We start from the raw sequence: 21,523 nt of genomic DNA, 5'->3' as shown, positions 1-21,523 counted from the left end.
AAAAAAATTGTAGATTTGTCTTCGTTCATTATAAAATTAATAAAAAACAATGATTTTATTTATTCTTTTAGGTGTAGTAGTAGCTTTTGGATTGGCATTACTTATTGTAAAATTCTTACCTATTAAATTAACTCCAATTGTATCTATTGTATTACTAGGAGCAGCAGGATACTTATCTTATTTAATTTACAGCGGTATTATGGAACCCATTAAATTTCATGAAGAGAAAAAAGTACGTTATGCAAAAGTAATTAAGCAATTAAAAATGATTGCAGATGCAGAAGATGCTCACAATGAAATTTTAGGAAAATTCACAAGCAATGGTGATGACTTAATTAAGTTTATTGACACAGCTAAATACCCTGTTACAGATACACATACAGAAATTGTAAAAGAAAACAGAGGAACCTCTTGGTCTCCTTTATGGGTAGAAGTAGAAAAGAAAGTTACAGACACTATTGGATACGAATCTGTAAAGGATAAAGTATTTGAAGGACGTGATTACAAAAACATGCTAACAATTCCTGGTACTGATAAAGATTTTAAAATTGAAACATCGGCTATATTAAGAGCTAATAAAATTTTAGCTTCAGTGTTTGAAGTAAAAATTGACAAAGCAGAAGTTTTAGCAGGAATGAATAAATCTTTAATAAAGCAAGAAAAAGAAGCTTTAGGTGGAGATGATATTCCTGGTGCATTTATTAGCATTGGTTCTTTAAACGAAGTAAGTGTAAACGGAAACTGGCCACCTTTATTTGATGCAATGGTAAGAAATGAATAAGGAAACTCTTACACAAAATATTAAAAGATTATCCATCCAATTAAGTTCGGATGGATTTTCTTTTTGTACGTATTCTCCTGAACAAAATAAATATCTTTTTTTTAAACATATTTACTTTTCAGAGCAAAACATTCTGAACCCAAACCTTCTTTTACAAGAAGTAAAACAAATTTTTGAACAAGAAGAAATACTACACAATACATATAATGAAGTAACTATTATACACCACAACAACTTAAGCACATATGTTCCTCAAACTTTTTTTGATGAAAGTATGTTGTCTGTATATTTACAAAACACCATCAAAACTTTTGAAAATGATTTTATAAGCTACGATGAAATTCATTCTATAAAAGCCAATAATGTATACATTCCTTTTGTAAATATTAATAATTTTATTTTTGATTCTTTTGGTGAATTTACATACCTACATAGTTCTTCTGTATTTTTAATAAATCTTTTAAAAACCTTTAATGTTTCTAAAAAAGAAATGTTCATTAATGTTTTTAAACGTGATTTTCAATTGGTAGTTTTAGAAAACAATCAACTAATTCTTGCCAATCATTTTAATTATCAAACCAAAGAAGACTTTGTATATTACATATTATTTGTAGCAGAACAACTAAAAATGGATCCAAACCAATTTAATTTAACATTATTTGGTACCATTCATGAACAAACAGACCTTTTTAAATTAGCATATACCTATATTAGAAACCTGTCTGTATACTCTAAATTAAACACCAATCTTGATCGTAACATCAACACATTACCTCAAGAACATTACAACTTATTACAATTACATTTATGAGAATTATCTCAGGAAAATATAAATCTAGACGATTAACCGCTCCCAACAATTTACCTGTTAGGCCTACAACAGACATGGCTAAAGAAGGATTGTTTAACATTTTAAACAACTGGTATTATTTTAATGATATTCATGTTTTAGATTTGTTTGCCGGTACAGGAAACATTAGTTTTGAATTTGCTTCTAGAGGAACAGAAGACATTTTGTCGGTAGATAAACACAGCGGATGTATTTATTACATTAACAAAATAGCCAAAGAATTAGAATTTAATATTAACACCATTAAAGCAGATGTTTTTTCTTTTTTAGAACAACATCAAGGTACATACGATGTTGTTTTTGCAGATCCTCCATACGATTTTAGTGACGAACAATTTTCTAACATAGCCAATTTGGTTTTTGAAAAAGGATTGCTTGATGAAGAGGGTACTTTGGTAATAGAACACTCCCAACAAACAGATTTAAGTCATTTAGAACACTTTACACAAGTTAAAAGGTATGGTGGTTGCATGTTTAGTTTTTTTGAAAAGTAAACCCACAAACACACACAATGAAAACACTAAAAAAAGGTGACAAAATTGGTTTAGCCTTAGGAGGTGGGGCTGTTTTAGGAGCTGCACACGTAGGTGTTTTAAAAGCTGTAGAAGAACTTGGTTTAGACATACAATGGATTGCTGGTACAAGTATTGGTGCTATGGTTGCCGGTTTATATGCTTTTGACAATAATTGTGAAAGAGTAAAAGATATTGCTTTAGAAATTAGTTGGAGAGACATTACTGCTTTTTCTATTTCCAAATACGGATTGCTTAGCAATACCAAAATTGCTGATTTTATGGAGGCTAATATTGGAAAAGTAAATATTGAAGATGCTAGAATTCCTTTAGCTATTTTAGCTACCGATATTTCTAATGGTGAAAAAGTAATTTTAAGAAAAGGTAGTGTTTCTAAAGCTGTAATGGCCAGTTCTTGTATTCCTGGTATTTTTAAACCTATAATTATTAATGATACAATGCTTGTTGATGGTGCTGTTTCTGAAAACGTACCTATTTCTGCTTTAGAAGAAATGAACGCAACAAATATTGTAGCTATAGATTTGAATGCAAAACACATGTATGGTAAACCTCAGAATATGATAGAGGTTTTACAAAATAGTTTTCACTTTACATTAGAAGCAGCAGCCAAAGCACAAACTCAAAGAGCCGATATATTGATTACTCCAGATCTATCTGCCTTTGATAGAATTAACACTTCACAAACCGAACGTTTAATTTACAAAGGTTACGAAGAAGCTTTAAAGAGTTTTGCTCCGCACTTAGTATAATCCCTAATTTTCTAAATAAGTTTCAATCAAATTCTTAGGTAAAGTTGTTTTGGGTACTTTAAAATTAAAATATGTATGCAACGGAATATCAAAGCCTTTGTGATTTAAATAATTGTTTAAGCCTCTGTTTAGCCCTTCACTAAATAAATGATGTTCTGCCCCCTTAGGATCTTCATGATACAGATCATTTTCGGCAAACCCTTTAAACTTAGGACCTATGATTTGAATTTCAAATGCATCTGGATTTTTACCAACAGGACTGTGAGCCGTACAAGCAAATTGATGCCAAAAAGCAGATTGAATACAATTGTGATAAAACAATTGACGAACAACCTCTAAAGAATCTATGGTTTCTTGCGCTGTTTCTGTAGGAAACCCAAACATTAAATACGCATGTACCATAATATTTTCATTAGAAAAAGCTTTGGTTACATTAGCCACTTGTTTAATATCTACCCCTTTTTTCATTTTAGCCAACAACCTATCCGATGCAACTTCTAAACCACCTGTAACCGCAATACATCCTGATTTAGACAATAATGAACATAGTTCTGCTGTAAACGTTTTTTCAAATCTAATATTGGTCCACCAAGTTATATATACGTTGCGTTCTATTAGTTTATTAGCCAAAGCTCGCAACATTTTGGGTGGAGCGGCTTCATCAACAAAATGAAAACCGGTAACTCCTGTTTCAGAAATTATTTTTTCAATTTTATTGACCAAATCATCAGCTGTGGTATTCTCATAATTCCCTATATAATCTAGAGTTACATCACAAAAAGAACATTGTTTCCAATAACAACCATGAGAAATGGTCAATTTATTCCACTTTCCATCGGACCACATTCGGTGCATTGGGTTCATTACATCTAAAAACGATAGATATTTATCATTTGGCAAGCCCACATAGCTAGGAGCCGGCAAGTTTTTATGATGAAAAATGGTGTTAGGAGTTTTATTTAAATAAACAACTTTATGATTTTCTAACACATAGGTTCTTTCTAATTGATCAGAGGTAATCAATCCATCAACAAACTCTATAACTTTTAACAAAGGGCCTTCTCCATCGTCTAGCGTAATAAAATCAACAAATTCAAAAATTCTAGAATCAGACAAACGTCTTAGTTCAGTATTGCAATACCCACCTCCCATAGCTATTTTAATATGTGGATATTCGTTTTTTATAAACTGAGCACATCGCAAAGCAGAAAACAAGTTTCCTGGAAATGGAACTGTAAAACATATTAAATTGTATTCTTCTTGTTGTAATTTTTCATTTAGGAGATACAACATTTCATCTTCTATCAAAGTGGTTTCGTATTGTAAAAACTCATCAATCGTATCAAAACTAGAAGCTGCTCTAGCTATGTGTTCTGCATATCTTGTAAAAGAAAAAAACTCATCTACATTGGCATTTATAAAATCTCCTAATTCTTCTACAAACAAGGTTGCTATGTGTTTGGCTTTGTCTAAAATTCCAAGTTTACCAAACTCATTACTCAAATCTTTTTGAAGTTTTATTCTTCTATGTCCGTGTGGCAAAAAATCTTTGTGAACTATTTGATAAGCAGCTGTAACTTCTTGCTGTCTTAAATAGTTCATTACTGTATCTACTTTATTTATATATGCTTCCTTTTGTTTCCAAACCAAAGGAAAGTCATTGTTTTCAAGCATTTTTGCTTGTTTAAATATTGCATCTATAAATTCTTTGGTAAAAATAGCTGTAAACAACTCTATGCTTAAATCCATTTGAGATACTCTTAGATTTTTAGATTCTAAAAATCCTTTAAGATAAGCCGTTGCAGGATAAGCTGTGTTTAATTGAGTAAAAGGAGGTGTTATTAATAAAGTGTTTACAGGCATATAATACTTTTAGACTACAAAGATAATCTTACACAATTAATATATGCCTAGTAAAAGTGTATTATTTAAAATAGCAAGACCCACTAAGGCAGGGTAGCCCAAGTGAGTCTTTAATTAACTAATTAACCCTAATAATTAATTAACGCTATGAGTTATAGCTTATAAAACACCCCAACGTAACCGCTGAATACAAATGGTGAATTATCATTGTAAATTTTATCTAAATCTCCTCTGTATCTGTAATTTGAGGTTAGGTTAAAACCAAACTTTTTCGATAATAAAAATCTAAATTCAGCATTTAAACCTACTGTTAGATACATATCATTATGTCCTTCTATTTTTCTTTTAATAGTTCCTGCATCAACTCCAAACAATGTTTCAACACTATCACACATAGCCGATGATTCTGGAAATATATTTGCTTTTCTATTGTACAAAAACCCTGCACTTGTATATTTCATTGCAGAAAATTGCTCTACAAAAATACCTATTTCATTATTTTCTTTAAAAATTTTAGCTCCTTTAAACACAATGTCTAATTCTCCATGTTCGCTATCGGCATAGGGACCGTTTGCCAACATTGTTGGATCTATAGACAATTGAATAATTCCGTTTTGAGCTACCGCTTTACTGCATAATCCTAGAACCACAACCATTCCAGTTATTATTAATGTTTTTATCTTTTTCATAGCATTAAGATAATTTGTATTATTTCCTATTAGTTTGTTTTGTAAACCTTAAACCACAACATTTAAAATTTAAAAAAACGTAATAAGTAAATAATTAGTTAATATTACATTTTATTCTCTTACCTCAAAGAAACTACATTTTAACGATAAAAAAAAACATTTCGTCGAAAAAAATCACAAACTGCGTTTTAACGCAGTTTGTGGTTATACTGTCCAATTCTCTTTTCTATACTGCAAAGGGCTTTTTTGTGTATATTTTTTAAATACTCTAGAAAAATAAGAAATGTTAGAAAAACCTACTGTATCAGATATTTCTTGCAAAGAACTAGAAGAAGCCATTAACAACAATTGAGCTCTTTCTACCCTTTTTTTTTGAATATATTCATTAGGTCTTATTTTATATATTTTCTTAAATAACCTCGAAAAATAATCAACATTTAAATTTTGAGAATCTGCCAAATCTTTAACTGTTATTTGTGTGTGCAAATTAACCTCTATAAAATTGATCACTCCTTTTAACTTAGATTTATCTTCTTTTAAAGCTTCTTGTCTTTTATAAGCAACCACAAATTTGGCAAGTATGCTTTTAAGCAGTCCTGCAGTTTCTAAATAAGCTCCTTCTGATAATTTCTGATTTTCTGTTTTAAAATTTCTAAGTCCGTCTTCTGTGTCATACACTTTAGGGTCATCTCTTACTATTCTTCTATTAGGATTTAATTCTAAAAGTCTTTTAAAATAAAGTAAACTTATATGATCTGCCTTAACCTCATAAATAAAATTCAACAACGTAAAAATAGAATGTCCTGTTTCAGAAACCTCAACAGCACTTATATAGTACTGATTCATATGTTCATCACATTTATAATGACTATAGGTAAAACTAGGCACCAAATACATATATCCGGGTTTTAAAACATATTCTTGATTGTGATGAAAAACCTTTGCCTCACCCTCTGTTATATAATACATTCTAAAAAAAGGACTCATAACATTCTCGTAATTCCATTTCTTATTTAAACTAACATATCCTACATTTAAAAGAGATAATGTTATATTTTCTATAGATTTATACATACTTTATTAAGATTAATACATAAAAAGAGCATTAAAAGTCGGATTTATACTTAAAAATATCTGACAAATATAAGAAAACACATAAGGTTCAAAGTTAATTTTGTAAAAAACAACTTTTACATGAAACAGATCGTTTACACAATTGCTGCCTTTTGTCTTTTTTCTTGCGGAATTAGCATTCCTGAAGAAGTAGAAGTAGCATATAAAGACCTGCCAAAAAAGCTAGACTTTAATCAAGATGTAAAACCAATTTTATCGGATAAGTGTTATTTGTGTCACGGACCCGATGAGAAAAAAATACTAGGTGGTGTACAATTACACACTGCCGAAAAAGCATATGCAGAATTATCAGAATCTCCAGGAAAAGTAGCTATTGATCCAGGGAACTTAAAAAACTCTGAAATGGTCCACAGAATTTTATCTAACGACCCTAAATATGTAATGCCCACACCAGAGTCTCATCTTAACTTAACCAATTACGAAAAAGCCGTATTGTTAAAATGGATAGAAGACGGTGCAGAGTACAAAAAACATTGGGCTTTTGAACCTGTAGACAATCCTGAAATTCCAAAAGTTAAATTGGCTGATAAAGTTCAAAACCCTATTGACAATTTTGTTTTAAATAAATTAGAACAAAAAAAACTAAATCCCTCTAAAAAAGCTGATAAAGAAACTTTGTTAAGACGTGCTTCTTTAGATTTAACAGGATTGCCTCCTACAGAACAAGAAATCGAAACTTTTTTAAACGATACATCTGCCAACGCTTTTGAAAAACAAATAGATCGTTTACTAGCTTCTCCTCATTACGGAGAACAAAGAACTTTAGACTGGATGGATGTTGCTCGTTATGCTGACACGCATGGTTATAGTAACGATTTTTATAGAGACGTATCTCCTTGGAGAGATTGGGTCATCAAATCGTTTAATGAAAACATGCCTTATGATCAATTTATTACATGGCAATTAGCAGGAGATTTATTACCAAACGCAACTAGAGAGCAACGTTTGGCTACAACCTACAACCGATTACATCCACAAAATATTGAAGGAGGAATTATTGATGAAGAATTTAGAGTTGAGTACGTTGCAGATAGAACAGCAACTGTTAGCCAAGGAATGCTAGGCTTGTCTTATGCTTGTGCCAAATGTCACGATCATAAATACGACCCTATATCTCAAAAAGACTATTACGAATTGTTTGCGTTTTTTAACAATGTAGACGAAACAGGACTGATTCCTTGGGACAGAGCAACACCTGTGCCTGCTATGTTACTACCTACTAAAAAGCAAGAAGAAGTTTTAGCATATTTAAAAGGAATTGTAGAAGACACAAAAAAAGAAACCAAAAGTGTAGCTCAAAAAGAAGCTGCCAAAGCTAACAAATGGATGGCTAGCAATGCTTTTAAAAACATACCCAACAAACCAAACTCAAAAAATTTAGTAGCGCACTTTGATTTTAACGATGGAAAATTAACCAATAAAGTTAAAACCAAAGAAAAACAAAAATACCAAATGAGACAAGAGTTTGTTAGAAACGAACCTATCATCACTAAAAAAGGAAAAACCGGAAAAGGTTTGGCTATGAATGGTGATACTTGGATGGATTTAGATAAAATTGGTATTTTTCAAAGAAACGAACCATTTACAATTGGTATTGAAGTGTTTCTTCCTAAAGACTTAAAAGATGGTGTTATTTTTCATAAAATGAACAGCCCAGAACTACACAGTTTTAGAGGATATCATTTAAAAATTAAAGACAATAAATTAGAAGCTCTATTAGCACATGTTTACCCAGACAACGCTATTGTAGTTCAAACACTTAACGATGTTCCTAGAGAAAAATGGGTACACTTAACCATGACCTATGATGGTTCTAGTACAGCCAACGGTGTAGGAATTTTTGTAAACGGTGAAAAACAAAAAACCGAAACCATTTTTGACAACTTGTATAAAGACATTATTTTCCACGGATTGCAATTGTACGGAAAAAAGAGCAAACGTATAGAACCAGGATTACGAATAGGAGCAGTATGGAGAGGAAAAGGAATAAAAGATGCTATTGTAGATGATTTAATGGTATACGAAAGAGAATTGAGTGACATTGAAGTAATGCAATTGGCAAAATCAAATGCACTTAACGAACTTAAAAAAGCAAATTATGCAGATTTATCTACTAATCAAAAAAAGCAATTGACTCAATATTATTTAGCAACAAATTCAGATGCTTACAGTCAAGCTCTTCATAAATTAGAAAAAGACAGATTGGCTTATGTAGATAGTATTAATAATGTAAAGCAAATTATGGTACTTAAAGAAAGTAAACGCAATCGTCAAGCATATGTGTTAGATAGAGGTTTGTACGACTCACCAACAGACTCTGTTTTTCCTAATGTACCAGAACGTATTTTTCCAATGCCAGAAGAATATCCAAAAAACAGATTAGGATTGGCCAAATGGATTACAGACAAACGTAACCCATTAACAGCAAGAGTTACTGTTAACAGATATTGGCAAAATTTATTCGGACGTGGAATTGTAAACACTTCTGAAGATTTTGGAAACCAAGGAGAATTGCCAACACACACTAAACTATTAGATTGGTTAGCTACAAACTTTGTAGAATCTGGATGGGATGTAAAAAAACTACACAAAACTATTATGATGTCTTACACCTATCAACAAAGCTCTGTAGTATCAGAAAAATTAATAAAAGTTGATGGAGATAACAAATGGTTAGCAAGAGGTCCTGCTGTAAGATTATCTGGTGAAATGTTAAGAGATAATGCCCTTGTTGCTTCTGGTTTGTTAAACAAAAAAATTGGAGGAGAAAGTGTAAAACCTTATCAACCTAAAGGATTGTGGAAAGTAAACGGTGCAGAATACAAACAAGATGGTGAAGAAGGATTGTACCGAAGAAGTATGTACACCATCTGGAAACGTAGTGTTCCCAACCCAACCTTAGCGACCTTTGATGCTCCTACAAGAGATTTGTGTACTTCTCGTAGACAAAAAACCAATACTCCATTACAAGCCTTGGTTATTTTAAACGACCCAACTTATATAGAAGCTTCTAGAGTGTTAGGGAAACAAATGGCAGAAGCAAACAACATTACCGAAGGAATTAAAACTACATTTAGAAAACTAACAGGTAGAAGTATTACAGAAAAAGAATTAAAAATATTAACTGAATTACAACAAAAAGAATACGAAAAATTTAAAAATCATCCAGAAAAAACCAAAGGATGGTTAAATACAGGAGTATTTAAAGTTAACAATACAGATGATAAAGCATTAGTTACTGCCAATGCCATTGTAGCAAGTACAATTATGAATGCTGATGCTAGTATTACCAAAAGATAATTTGTGAACCTCCAAATAAAAAAACTATGTGTAACGATTTAGAAAACAGCAAATTTAGATCTAATAATAGAGATTTACAACAAATAGAAAAACAAATAGATAGAAGACATTTCTTAAAAAAGACTTCTTTAGGTTTGGGAGCTTTGGCTTTGGGAAATTTATTAGGTGCCGAAAAATTATGGGCTGCTGGAAGTCAAGAAAAGATGACCGAAAAAATATTAGAAACCTACAACAAAAACAGATTAGGTTTACCTCATCATTTACCTAAAGCAAAACGTGTTATTTACTTGTTTCAAAGTGGTGGACCCTCACAAATGGATTTGTTTGATTACAAACCCAAGTTAACAGACATGTTTGGAAAAGAACTACCGGAATCTATTATCGGTGGCCAACGATTAACCGGAATGAGTGGAGCTCAAAGTACCTTACCTATTGCCCCATCTTCATTTAAATTTAAACAATACGGAGAGTCTAGAGCTTGGGTTAGTGAAGTAATGCCATATACTGCAGAAATTGTAGATGAATTGTGTTTTATAAAAGGAATGCAAACAGATCAGATTAACCACACTCCTGCCATTACTTTTATGCAAACAGGAAACCAATTACCAGGTAGACCATCTATCGGTTCTTGGTTGAGTTATGGTTTGGGTTCTGACAATGAAAATTTACCAACTTTCATCACCTTAGTTTCTAAAAACGGTAAAGGACAACCCTTAAACGCTAGTTTATGGGGGAATGGTTTTTTACCAACAGAACACCAAGGAGTACAATTTAGATCAGGAAAAGATCCGGTTTTATATTTAAGTGATCCTGAAAACTATGATGGTAACGATCGTAGACATATGTTAGACTATCTAGGTCATTTAAATAATATTCAAGATGATGCCTATGGAGATCCTGAAATTCAAGCAAGAATGGCTCAATACGAAATGGCCTTCAAAATGCAAACCTCAGTTCCTGAAGTAACCGATATTAGTGATGAACCTGATCATATTTTTGAACTTTACGGAAAAGATAGTAGAGATCCTGGTACCTATGCTGCAAACTGTCTAATGGCTCGTAAATTATTAGAAAAAGGAGTAAAATTTGTCCAATTGTATCATCAAGGTTGGGACCAACACAACTATTGCCCAGGAGGTGTAAAAAGTCAATCTAGAAAAACAGATCAACCTACAGCTGCTTTAATTAAAGATTTAAAACAACGTGGAATGTTAGAAGACACTTTAGTTGTTTGGGGAGGTGAATTTGGTAGAACGGTATATTCTCAAGGACAATTAACCAAAACAAACTATGGTAGAGATCATCATCCTAAAGCGTTTACTATGTGGATGGCTGGAGCAGGTGTAAAACCAGGTTTTTCTTTTGGAGAAACTGATGACTTTAGTTACAATGTGGTTAAAGATCCTGTACATGTACATGATTTTCATGCAACCTTACTTCATTTATTTGGTGTAGATCATGAAAGGCTAACATTTAAACACCAAGGTAGACGTTACCGTTTAACTGATGTACATGGTCATGTAGTAAAAGATTTACTAACTTAAAAATATTCACAATCAAACTGAAAGTGCATCGGTTTTAAATCATTTTTATACACCTCTTTCAGTTTTTAATAACATACATATGTCTACAAGAAGAGATTTTTTAAAACAAGCTACTACAGCCTCTATGGTAGCTGCAGCTCCCTCGGCTTTTGGAGCTTCCATTATTTCTAAAAGAGGTGAATCTGAATCTGATTGGCTTTTGAACGAAACGGATATGATTTTAGGTCATGGTGATTACAAATACAAACTAGAAAAAAATTGGGCAGAAATAAACCCTACTAGAATTCCTTTGTTGAATTGTCATGAAATGGTTATGGATAGCAAAGGTCGTTTAATTATGATTGGTGATCATCCTCAAAACAATATTTTAATCTTTGATAAATCTGGTAAATTGTTAGATTACTGGGGTACAGCTTATCAAGGTGGACATGGATTGACACTTCATGATGAAGGTGGTGAAGACATGTTATACATAGCAGATTCTGGATGGGCTATGGGGGCAAATGGTAAAATGATTAAACACAATGGTAGAATCTCTAAAACAACTGTTGATGGTAGAGTTCTTTTTGACATTGGTCACCCAATGACTATTGGAGTTTACAAACCAAGTGAATCTTTTTGTCCTACCGAAACAGCTATAGGTCCTAACGGAGATATTTATGTTGCAGATGGTTATGGTGAAAGTAGAATTATACAATACAATGCCAACGGACAATACATTCGTCACTGGGGAGGAAAAGACAATCCAGATCCAAATTATAAATTGGTAAGTGCCCATGGTGTGGCTATAGATTATAGAGACAAAAATAATCCAATGGTGGTGTGTACTTCTCGTTCTCAGCAATGTTTTAAATACTATACATTAGATGGTAAATACATTAAAACTGTAAACATGCCAAACATGCAAGTTTGTAGAGCTGTTTTTGATGATGATAACTTATATGCAGGTGTGTGTTGGTCACAACCTAAAGAAGGAAAAACAAACTGGAAAGACCACACAGGTTTTGTAACCATTATGGAAGGAGACAAAGTAGTTTCTAATCCTGGAGGAACACAACCTGTTTATCAAAATGGAGAGTTGCAAAAAACATATCAATTACCTCAAAAACCCATTTTACATGGCCATGATGTTTGCGTAGACAATGACAAAAATTTATACATCTGTCAATGGAACGCAAATCATTCTGCTCCATATAAATTAACTAGAGTTTAAACAGTAGTAGTACAAAATAATAATTTGTACTTACCTATTGTACCTCTAAACTAAAACACACAACAACTAAACTTTGTACCTTTCTTAAGGTACTTAACACAATACAAAATGAACGAAGTAGCTGATATAGTCATCTTTCTAGGAAGATTCCACCCATTAATTGTCCACTTACCTATTGGATTTATAATGTTTGCTTTTCTTTTAGAATTAATAAGCAAATGGAAAAACTTAAATGAATTAAGAGCTGCCATTCCCTATGCATTATTATTTGCCTTTTTAACAGCTGTAAAAGCTTGTGCGTTAGGATATATGCTATCTATGACTGGTGAATATGATGGACCTATGCTTGACGGTCACTTTTGGTTTGGAATTGCGACTACCGCTGTTACATTAATTGCCTGGTTAATTTCCATCGAAAAAATTAAGATTAATGCTTTTCAAGGATTCAAAGCCAACATTTCTACCTTAACTCTTTTGGTTGTTTTAATCAGCATTACAGGTCACTACGGAGGAAACTTAACTCACGGTTCAGAATATCTAACAGAATACGCACCCTTTGGAGAAAAACCTAAAGAAAAAACAAAACCTAAAACGATAGAAGAAGTAGCTATGTTTGAACACGTTGTACTTCCTATTTTAGAAGAAAAATGTACTAGCTGTCACAATCCTTCTAAGAAAAAAGGGGGATTGGCTTTACATGATTTAGAAAGTGTTCTTAAAGGAGGAAAAGAAGGTGTAGCCGTTAGCCCTGGAGACGTTGATGGATCTGAATTAATTCATCGTGTAACTATGAATCCACACGACAAAGGTTTTATGCCTCCTGAAGGAAAAACTCCTTTAACCGAAGAAGAAATTAAATTATTAAGTTTTTGGATTGCTAGCAACAAAACAGATTTTAACTTTAAATTAAACAATGCTCCTAACAAAGATGAAATTCTTAAAATAGCGTTGGCATATTTAAAATTAGAAGGAAACAGTACAGATAAAATGCCAACTGTACAACCTGTAGACAGTTTATACATTGGAAAATTATTATCTAAAGGTTTTGCTATTCGAGAATTGGTTTACGGAGGTCATTTGTATGATGTTGTATTACCCAACAACACCGCAAAATCTCCAGAAGATGCTCTAAAACTACTTGAAAATTTAAACAAAATGAAAGACAATATATTATGGCTTTCTTTAGAAAAAAACAATATTACTGATGAACATTTAAGTAGCCTGTCTTCTTACAACAATCTTAGACAGTTAAAACTTAACAAAAATTCAATTACCAACAAAGGAGTTGATTTGTTAAAGAATTTACCTAATTTAAAGGCTTTAGGTTTGTATGCTACAGAAGTTGATAACAATTGTTTACCTATACTTGCTTCTTTTAAAAAGTTAGAAAAGGTATATTTATGGCAAACAAAAGTAACTACAGATCATATAAAAACATTTGTAGACAAGAACAAAAAACCAATTTTAGTAGCTGGTGTAAATTAAAGTAATGAGTAAGTATATATACATTATTGTTTTTGTTTTTTTATGGGCTTGTCAGCAAAAGAAAACAGCTGTATTTAATAACAACAATGATGTATATATACCTCTACCTAAAGTAATTCATCCCAAAGACAATCCTACATCTCCTGAAAAAATTAAACTCGGAAAACTACTTTTTTACGACCCTATATTATCCGGAAACAAAGATGTTGCTTGTGCCACCTGTCACCATCCTAAATTTGCATATGCAGAAAACATTGATTTATCGTTAGGAGCCAATGCTACTGGCTTAGGTAATCGCAGAAAGTTTAATAAGAACAATACCATTCCGCTTGTAAAAAGAAACGCACATACTGTTCTAAATGCTGCATACAACGGAATTAACATTAAAGGTAATTACAACCCTAGCAACGCTCCTATGTTTTGGGACAATAGAGTTCATAGTTTAGAAGAACAAGCGTTAAAACCCATACAAGCATTAGAAGAAATGCGTGGTCATAAAATTGACGAAGCTGTAATAATAGATACTATTGTAAATAGACTACAACAAATTACTGAATACCAAAACTTGTTTAGTAGTGCTTTTCCAGAAAACCCAACCATTGATAAAAACAATCTGGCAAAAGCTATTGCTTGTTTTGAACGTAGTTTGGTTACTCCTAACTCTCGTTTTGACCGTTATGTACAAGGTGATGAAAACGCTATTTCTCAAGCAGAAAAAGATGGATTTGAATTGTTTAAAAAAGCAAAATGTAATTTGTGTCACTCTGGTCCCATGTTTAGCGATTATAAAATACACACGTTAGGTATGAAAGACAATCTCAAACTAAATTTTTCCGATGATGGATTTGAAAACTCTTACGGATTTAGAACTCCAACCTTAAGAAATTTAAGACATACAGGACCTTATATGCATAACGGGAAGTTAAAAACTTTGTTAGAAGTTTTAGAATTTTACGAAGATATTTCTACAGGAATTTCTCAAAACCCTTTGGTTGACAACTCTCAAATGGACAGCTTAGTTCCACAAATAAACATTAAAGTAAAAGACATGTCTTCTATTATTTCTTTTTTTAACACTTTAAATTCTGAAGACTTTGATAAAGAAATTCCTAATGAAGTACCTAGTAACTTAAAAGTAGGAGGAGAAATAGAATAAACTTATTCTTCCTTTTGCCAAACCCTTATATATTCAACTTCATAATCTACAGGTAAATTTTTTATTTCAGGCTCACCCCACCATGGAAATATTTCTGAGTCAATCCATATACGCTGTGCACCATTTAAAGGCCATTTATTAGAATCTATACCGTTTTCTTCCACCCACTGTTGCGTAGCTGTTTTTACCAATTCACCATCTGCATATATTTTTACAGAACCTTTACTCCACTCTGCCCCATATACATGATATCCGTCAGAAAAACTAAAAGGCAAACTATTTGTTTCTGTCCAAACTTTATTAGGGTTAGGAATAGACCAATCATGAATGGTAGACCACATTAATTTTTCTCTATTTCCCTTACCAATTGCCTCATATACATCTAATTCAGATAAAACACCATCACCTGTAGTCCATAAAGATCCTACTATTTTAGCTTTAGGTAGTTTGCTTTTTATTTCTATATAGCCATACGTAAACGATTTTTTAGTATTGATTCCTGCAGTTGTGTATTTATATTCTTCATTGCCAGGATCTACCCAATTAAAATTAGGCTCATGTTTAATGGTTATTTTTAATTTTCCATTTTCTAACCTTATATTTTCTGTTGAGAATTGCCAAGGAGCTCTTCCTTTAAATCTAGATCTATACTCTCCATTTCTACCTTGAACAAGCCACTTTTCTTCATCTAATACTGTAGCCTCAAATTCGTCTGTTAAGTCTTTATTTAATACCCAATTCCCTTTATTTACTTTATCTGAAAACGGATATACTTTTGGCAATTCCTCTTCTTTTTTAGCTTCTTCTACTTCTGAAAAATCATCAATCATTTCTAATACGTTGTCATCATTATTTTTTGTTGAGCAAGACAACACCAAAAGCAACAAGAATAAAGTTTGATTTTTAGCCTTAAATAAAAAGAAGTTTGAAAGCCTCATTATTTTTAAATTTTAAATTAATTTAAAAATAACTTATAAAAAACAACAATATTAACACTATATAAGCTTAATCATTATAAAAAATGACCTACAATACTTTTTTAATTAAAATTAAACAATAACTAAATTACTGTCTGATTGTCTTATATAATATAAATTCATCATAATATTAGCTTGTATCTTCACAACACACAAATCAACTGTAACACCCTTAAAACAATCAATTCATAACAAAAAACTCCTGTTTTACAATGCTATTTTTCCATAAAAAAAGCCTCATAAATTTATGAGGCTTTTTTTTATTTTGTTTGTTTTTACTACTCTACAGTAACAGACTTTGCTAAGTTTCTTGGCTGATCTACATTACATCCTTTTAGCACCGCTACGTGGTAAGAAAACAACTGTAATGGAATAACAGAGACAATTGGTTGTAACATATCTGAAACTCTTGGTACTTTAAACACATAATCTGCTGTATCAATCATTTCATTATCATCATCATTTACAACTGCAATAATTGGTCCTTTTCTAGCTTTTACTTCCTGAGCGTTAGAAACCAACTTATCATAATATTCATTATTTGTGGCTATAATTACTGTTGGTAAAGATTCCTCTATCATAGCAATAGGACCGTGTTTCATTTCTGCTGCTGGATATCCTTCGGCATGAATGTATGAAATTTCCTTTAACTTTAACGCTCCTTCTAAAGCTATAGGAAAGTTAATCCCTCTACCTAAAAACAAAAAGCTTGTTGTTTCTGTGTAGTTTTTAGCCACTGTTTTAATATGGTCATCGGTAGCAAATATTTGATTTACAACGGATGGTATTGTTTTAATTTCTTGAACTAAAGCAGTAGCTTTTTCTTTAGATATTTCATTTCTTTCTAATCCTAACTGAATAGCCAATAAAGAAACAACTGCTACTTGAGCTGTAAATGCTTTGGTAGAGGCTACTCCAATTTCTGCACCTGCATAAGTATAAGCAGTAAAATCGCACTCTCTTGCCATAGAAGAGTTAAAAACATTACAAATACAGAAAGTTGTAGCTCCTTGCGCTTTAGAATAACGTAAAGCGGCCAATGTATCTGCTGTTTCTCCTGATTGAGAAATAGCCATTACAATATCATCTTTAGTTATAATTGGATTTCTGTATCTAAATTCAGAAGCATACTCTACCTCTACGGGTATTCTCGCTAATTCTTCTATAATATATTCTCCAACAATACCTGCATGCCAAGAAGTACCACAGGAAACAATAATTATTCTTTTGGCTTTTACTAATTTTTCTTTTAATTCATCTAAATTTTCGAAATGAATATTAGCATTTTCGGTATTTAAGTGACTAAATAAAGTATTCTTAATTGTAGAAGGTTGCTCAAAAATTTCCTTTAACATGTAGTGTTCATAATCTCCTTTGCTAACTTTATCTAAATTAAGGTCTATGTTTTTTACTTTGTATGATTTTTCTACTCCGTAAATGTCGGTCACTTTCATTTTTTGACCTCTTTCTAAGACTACAATTTCATCATCATTTAAATACACTAAAGATTGTGTGTACTCAATAATTGGAATAGCATCCGAAGCAACATAAAATTCATCATTACTATCTGTTAAACCAATTGCAAGTGGACTCCCTTTACGAGTAACCACCATTTTATTAGGTTCTTTTTTATCTATAATAGCCAGTGCATATGCTCCGTTTACATTTTGTAAGGCTTTTTTAAGCGCATCTTCTATGTTTAATTTTTCTTTGTCTTGTATGTACTGAATGTAGTTTACTAAAACTTCTGTATCTGTTTGTCCTAAAAAAGAAAATCCATTATCTAACAACTCATCTTTTAAAAACTTATAGTTTTCTATAATTCCATTGTGCACAATTACAATTTCTCCGTTATTAGACTTATGTGGGTGTGCGTTTTCTTGTGTAGGTTCACCATGTGTTGCCCAACGAGTGTGTGCAATTCCCACAGTTACACCTTCTACTTTATCATCTATACTTTTTTCTAAATTAACTACCTTTCCTGGTTGTTTATATATTAAAATGTCTTTATCTAAAACTGCAATTCCAGCACTGTCATAACCTCTATATTCCAGCTTTTTTAAGCCTTCTACTAAAATATCTGATGCTTTTTTAGTTCCAATGTATCCAACAATTCCGCACATAATTTATCCTTTAATTTCTTTTATTTGAGCAATAATCTTGTCTCCTAATTTTTCTTTTCTTTTTATATGGTTTAATATTTCTACTACTGTAGAATTATTTTCAAAAACCCCTCTTACACTTTTAAAATCGGCCAATCTTTCCTCTTCATTTCCATCGGCACCAAAACCTACATGTGTATGCAAATCAAACTCTTTACTAGCATCTTTGTAAAGCATTTCATCTAACTCTACTACAGATTTTTTCCACTTTTTAACGATGGATATAAACTGATCTTGAGTTATGGTTTCTATATTAATACCGTAATAACTTTCTATAAGTTCTACAGCCCAATTCCATTCGTATTTATAATACTTGCTATTGATTTTAGACAATTCTAAAATAACTTCTTCAATAGTATTGACTTCTAATTTTTCAACTTTATCTACAAACATATTTAAAGCTGTAATTGGACAAATCAAACCACTAACATCAATCCACTTTCCTTGCCCTATGTTTGATTTTGGTTTTAGCACTTCTCTAAGTTGCTCTAAAGTGGTTATATTTTCTTTTTCTACTCTTGAAATAATAGAGTTTCCTAAGAATTTATTAATAACAATATTGTACATTCTAATTCCGCTATGCAAACTAGATTTTTTAATTACCATATCTCTGTAATTGTATTCTTCTAGTTTATCTCCGGAAATATCTAAAATATCATATAAGTGCTTTAATCCTTTGGTAACTTTATGAATGGTATAAGGGCTCAATAAGTTAAAATTGATAATATCCATTTTATTTCCTTCGGATCTATTGTCTCTTTTAGGCCATTTTTGAGCATCGCGAACAGTACCTACACTTCTTAGATTGGCACCTGGTACTAAATAAGATTTGTTTTTATTTTCTATTAAATAAGAAAATGGAAAATCAGAAGAATCTACATGCTGATAATGTCTTCCCATAACCAATGTAAAAGGTCCTATTTTAGAAGGCCATAACACATAAGAATCACTTGTTGTTTTAGCTCCACGCTCCATAATTCCTTGATGGATAGGTCCTAATTTATACATATGATTGCTTTGGTTAGATCCGCTACCTGCATTCATAAACGAAAATAAGCCAGCTATTAACAAGGTTGATTTATGATGTGTTACCGTATAAGGGCCTGCAAACACAGAACAAGCTTCTCCATTAAACCCTTGACAGTTTGCAAAAAATATAGAGTGCTCTATAGAGTAATGCTTGTCTATTTGGCAACCTTGACCAATAAAACAATTTGATAAAATAGATGAATTATCTACACTAGAATCGCTAGAAATAATAAAATTTGTAGCCATAACTCCTGTTCCAATTTTAACACGAGCAGTATCTGTAGAATTGATACTTCCATTCACAAGTTTTGAAGCTGATTTTATTGAAGCTCCGTTTCCTATACAAACACCTTTTATGGTATTTGTATTTAAAATCTTGACATTATTTCCTATTCTACCTACAGTATCTGTTACCGATTCTGTGTACTCTCCAATCATTCTTTTTAACTCATCTATCAACACTGTTTTATGTCTATACAATGCCAATAAATAAGCTATTTGTGCAGATAGTTGATTAAAGATTAGGATATCTCTTCCTCCTCCTTCATTAATCACATCAACCTCTACTCCATTCCCAAAACTACAAGAACCGTTTACAGCAATAATATCAACGTTATCTATCACAACATTGTTTCCTATATTGTAATTAGAAATGTAACTTTTAATATTGTTAATAAACGGATCATCTCCTATTTTACAATTATTTAAATGTACATTTTTAATGGTGTTCTTTTTTACAATTCCACCATAAAAAACTCTTTCCCCCTCTATTCTTCCTATGTAATTTTCTCCAGAAAATGTTACATTTATTATTCTAGTTAAATCAGTAGTACTCTTTATATAAACTTTATCCCAATGATCCGACTGGCATCCTTGTTTTTTTAATTGTTCTACTTGCTCTAAGTTTATGAGTATATAATTTTCCAAAAAAATTGTTTTATATGATGGTCAAATATATAAAAATTAATCTATGTTAATTTTCATATTCATATAGAAATTCATGATTTTACACATCTTAGAGGCTATATTTTAGCTTCTAAATTTTATTTACACAGATTTAACAAAAAAACAGTTAAAAAACGTGTTTTCATAACCTTTATTTAAACCGTCTCTAACAATATAAACATACGTTTGTGGGATTAATAGTTTTTATATTTTATGCCTACATCTAAAAAGAAACAAAAAAGAAAAGTAGATGTCGTAGTTGTTTCTGACATACACTTAGGAACATACGGTTCTAGAGCCAAAGAATTATTGAATTATTTAAAAACTATAGAACCTAAAAAACTAATTTTAAACGGAGATATTATAGATATTTGGCAGTTTAAAAAAAGATACTTTCCTAAACCACACATGAAAGTAATAAAATACATAACTTCTTTAGTAACCAAAGGAACAGAAGTGTATTATATTACAGGAAATCACGATGAAATGCTTCGTAAATTTGTGGGCTTTGAAATTGGCAACTTTCAACTAGTAAACAAATTAGTCCTAGAATTAGACGGTAAAAAAGCTTGGTTTTTTCACGGAGATGTTTTTGATGTTACCATGCAACATTCTAAATGGCTTGCTAAATTAGGTGGTGTTGGTTATGATGCCTTAATTATGATTAACACCTTGGTAAATTGGATTAGTGAAAAAATACTTGGAAAAGGACGTATTTCTTTTTCAAAAAAAATAAAAAACAGTGTAAAATCTGCTGTAAAACACATTAATAATTTTGAAGACACAGCGGCCGATATTGCTTTTTTAAATGGTTATGACTATGTAGTTTGTGGACACATTCACCAACCTCAACAAAGAATTATTAAGAATGAAAAAAATGATTCTGTAGAGTATTTAAACTCTGGAGATTGGATTGAAAATTTAACAGCTTTAGAATACAATAACAAAGCTTGGACAATTTATCATTATCAAGAAGATGCCATCGCTCAAAAACTACTACCTACAGAACACGATCATGAAAATGATTTAGGAAAAGCCGATTTAAAAAACAAAGATCTATTTAAAGAGTTAATGAAAGAAATTAACGTAATAGACAACAAAACTATTCAATAA

At 31.5% G+C, this 21,523-nt stretch carries 16 protein-coding genes; 10 read left to right on the top strand and 6 right to left on the bottom strand.

The genetic code is table 11. The features are described 5' to 3' along the window. The first annotated feature begins 49 nt into the window (after window positions 1-49). From ACY2IJ_RS00260 to ACY2IJ_RS00245, 4 genes are read left to right on the top strand one after another with little or no spacing between them, the layout of a single operon-like run. Window positions 50-781, top strand: a complete 732-nt coding sequence (locus ACY2IJ_RS00260; protein WP_476725153.1) for a hypothetical protein — start codon at window positions 50-52, stop codon at window positions 779-781. Beyond that, window positions 774-1,592, top strand: coding sequence for a DUF3822 family protein (locus tag ACY2IJ_RS00255; protein WP_476725152.1), 819 nt, complete (start codon window positions 774-776; stop codon window positions 1,590-1,592). The genes ACY2IJ_RS00260 and ACY2IJ_RS00255 overlap by 8 nt, the downstream gene beginning before the upstream one ends. Then, on the top strand, window positions 1,589-2,125 hold the full coding sequence (gene rsmD / locus ACY2IJ_RS00250; protein WP_476725151.1) for a 16S rRNA (guanine(966)-N(2))-methyltransferase RsmD: 537 nt from the start codon (window positions 1,589-1,591) through the stop codon (window positions 2,123-2,125). Before ACY2IJ_RS00255 ends, rsmD begins: the two co-directional genes overlap by 4 nt. Window positions 2,126-2,142: 17 nt before the next feature. After that, window positions 2,143-2,913 carry a patatin-like phospholipase family protein gene (locus tag ACY2IJ_RS00245; RefSeq protein WP_476725150.1) on the top strand — a complete coding sequence of 257 codons (771 nt, stop codon included), beginning with the start codon at window positions 2,143-2,145 and terminating at the stop codon, window positions 2,911-2,913. Window positions 2,914-2,916: 3 nt separating this feature from the next. Here ACY2IJ_RS00245 and ACY2IJ_RS00240 read toward each other — a convergent pair whose 3' ends face one another. The 3 genes from ACY2IJ_RS00240 to ACY2IJ_RS00230 all read right to left on the bottom strand — a co-directional run bounded on the left by ACY2IJ_RS00240 (window position 2,917) and on the right by ACY2IJ_RS00230 (window position 6,539). After that, window positions 2,917-4,776, bottom strand: coding sequence for a B12-binding domain-containing radical SAM protein (locus ACY2IJ_RS00240; RefSeq protein ID WP_476725149.1), 1,860 nt, complete (start codon window positions 4,774-4,776; stop codon window positions 2,917-2,919). Window positions 4,777-4,928: 152 nt separating this feature from the next. After that, entirely contained in the window at window positions 4,929-5,465 is a 537-nt protein-coding gene (locus tag ACY2IJ_RS00235; protein ID WP_476725148.1) for a hypothetical protein, read from the bottom strand. Window positions 5,466-5,669: 204 nt separating this feature from the next. Continuing rightward, the gene (locus tag ACY2IJ_RS00230) at window positions 5,670-6,539 is read right to left on the bottom strand and encodes a helix-turn-helix domain-containing protein (RefSeq protein WP_476725147.1); all 870 of its coding nucleotides are present in this window, start codon (window positions 6,537-6,539) and stop codon (window positions 5,670-5,672) included. A 120-nt stretch (window positions 6,540-6,659) separates the two neighbouring features. Between ACY2IJ_RS00230 and ACY2IJ_RS00225 the strand changes: the two genes are divergently transcribed. The 5 genes from ACY2IJ_RS00225 (at window position 6,660) to ACY2IJ_RS00205 (ending at window position 15,297) form a co-directional block, all read left to right on the top strand. Continuing rightward, a complete protein-coding gene (locus ACY2IJ_RS00225) occupies window positions 6,660-9,899 on the top strand; it encodes a DUF1553 domain-containing protein (RefSeq protein ID WP_476725146.1) in 3,240 nt (1,079 codons plus the stop codon). 26 nt (window positions 9,900-9,925) lie between these two features. Continuing rightward, the gene (locus ACY2IJ_RS00220; protein ID WP_476725145.1) at window positions 9,926-11,443 is read left to right on the top strand and encodes a DUF1501 domain-containing protein; all 1,518 of its coding nucleotides are present in this window, start codon (window positions 9,926-9,928) and stop codon (window positions 11,441-11,443) included. Between the two features lie 79 nt (window positions 11,444-11,522). Next, window positions 11,523-12,656: an NHL repeat-containing protein gene (locus tag ACY2IJ_RS00215; protein ID WP_476725144.1), complete on the top strand. Its 1,134-nt coding sequence runs from the start codon at window positions 11,523-11,525 to the stop codon at window positions 12,654-12,656. Window positions 12,657-12,764: 108 nt separating this feature from the next. After that, on the top strand, window positions 12,765-14,141 hold the full coding sequence (locus ACY2IJ_RS00210) for a c-type cytochrome domain-containing protein (protein WP_476725143.1): 1,377 nt from the start codon (window positions 12,765-12,767) through the stop codon (window positions 14,139-14,141). Between the two features lie 4 nt (window positions 14,142-14,145). Continuing rightward, the gene (locus tag ACY2IJ_RS00205; RefSeq protein ID WP_476725142.1) at window positions 14,146-15,297 is read left to right on the top strand and encodes a cytochrome-c peroxidase; all 1,152 of its coding nucleotides are present in this window, start codon (window positions 14,146-14,148) and stop codon (window positions 15,295-15,297) included. Window positions 15,298-15,299: 2 nt separating this feature from the next. On the opposite strand, the gene ACY2IJ_RS00200 is transcribed toward ACY2IJ_RS00205, so the two are convergent. The 3 genes from ACY2IJ_RS00200 to ACY2IJ_RS00190 all read right to left on the bottom strand — a co-directional run bounded on the left by ACY2IJ_RS00200 (window position 15,300) and on the right by ACY2IJ_RS00190 (window position 20,392). Continuing rightward, entirely contained in the window at window positions 15,300-16,235 is a 936-nt protein-coding gene (locus ACY2IJ_RS00200; protein ID WP_476725141.1) for a glycoside hydrolase family 16 protein, read from the bottom strand. A 317-nt stretch (window positions 16,236-16,552) separates the two neighbouring features. Continuing rightward, complete coding sequence (glmS, locus tag ACY2IJ_RS00195) at window positions 16,553-18,397, bottom strand: glutamine--fructose-6-phosphate transaminase (isomerizing) (RefSeq protein ID WP_476725140.1); 1,845 nt, start codon at window positions 18,395-18,397, stop codon at window positions 16,553-16,555. A 3-nt stretch (window positions 18,398-18,400) separates the two neighbouring features. After that, entirely contained in the window at window positions 18,401-20,392 is a 1,992-nt protein-coding gene (locus tag ACY2IJ_RS00190; RefSeq protein WP_476725139.1) for a DUF4954 family protein, read from the bottom strand. Window positions 20,393-20,623: 231 nt separating this feature from the next. Here ACY2IJ_RS00190 and ACY2IJ_RS00185 point away from each other — a divergent pair, with 231 nt between their 5' ends. Next, window positions 20,624-21,523 (top strand): UDP-2,3-diacylglucosamine diphosphatase, encoded by a 900-nt coding sequence (locus ACY2IJ_RS00185; RefSeq protein ID WP_476725138.1) that lies wholly within the window; start codon window positions 20,624-20,626, stop codon window positions 21,521-21,523.

The organism is Wenyingzhuangia gracilariae, from assembly GCF_056387575.1.
Note: the sequence above shows the minus strand (reverse complement) of the source record. Positions and strands in the feature narration are given on the sequence as shown.

Bases quoted from the DNA above. Each gene is read 5' to 3' on its own strand.
- ACY2IJ_RS00260 (WP_476725153.1), top strand. From the start codon at position 50: ATGATTTTATTTATTCTTTTAGGTGTAGTAGTAGCTTTTGGATTGGCA.
- ACY2IJ_RS00255 (WP_476725152.1), top strand. From the start codon at position 774: ATGAATAAGGAAACTCTTACACAAAATATTAAAAGATTATCCATCCAA.
- rsmD (WP_476725151.1), top strand. From the start codon at position 1,589: ATGAGAATTATCTCAGGAAAATATAAATCTAGACGATTAACCGCTCCC.
- ACY2IJ_RS00245 (WP_476725150.1), top strand. From the start codon at position 2,143: ATGAAAACACTAAAAAAAGGTGACAAAATTGGTTTAGCCTTAGGAGGT.
- ACY2IJ_RS00240 (WP_476725149.1), bottom strand. From the start codon at position 4,776: ATGCCTGTAAACACTTTATTAATAACACCTCCTTTTACTCAATTAAAC.
- ACY2IJ_RS00235 (WP_476725148.1), bottom strand. From the start codon at position 5,465: ATGAAAAAGATAAAAACATTAATAATAACTGGAATGGTTGTGGTTCTA.
- ACY2IJ_RS00230 (WP_476725147.1), bottom strand. From the start codon at position 6,539: ATGTATAAATCTATAGAAAATATAACATTATCTCTTTTAAATGTAGGA.
- ACY2IJ_RS00225 (WP_476725146.1), top strand. From the start codon at position 6,660: ATGAAACAGATCGTTTACACAATTGCTGCCTTTTGTCTTTTTTCTTGC.
- ACY2IJ_RS00220 (WP_476725145.1), top strand. From the start codon at position 9,926: ATGTGTAACGATTTAGAAAACAGCAAATTTAGATCTAATAATAGAGAT.
- ACY2IJ_RS00215 (WP_476725144.1), top strand. From the start codon at position 11,523: ATGTCTACAAGAAGAGATTTTTTAAAACAAGCTACTACAGCCTCTATG.
- ACY2IJ_RS00210 (WP_476725143.1), top strand. From the start codon at position 12,765: ATGAACGAAGTAGCTGATATAGTCATCTTTCTAGGAAGATTCCACCCA.
- ACY2IJ_RS00205 (WP_476725142.1), top strand. From the start codon at position 14,146: ATGAGTAAGTATATATACATTATTGTTTTTGTTTTTTTATGGGCTTGT.
- ACY2IJ_RS00200 (WP_476725141.1), bottom strand. From the start codon at position 16,235: ATGAGGCTTTCAAACTTCTTTTTATTTAAGGCTAAAAATCAAACTTTA.
- glmS (WP_476725140.1), bottom strand. From the start codon at position 18,397: ATGTGCGGAATTGTTGGATACATTGGAACTAAAAAAGCATCAGATATT.
- ACY2IJ_RS00185 (WP_476725138.1), top strand. From the start codon at position 20,624: ATGCCTACATCTAAAAAGAAACAAAAAAGAAAAGTAGATGTCGTAGTT.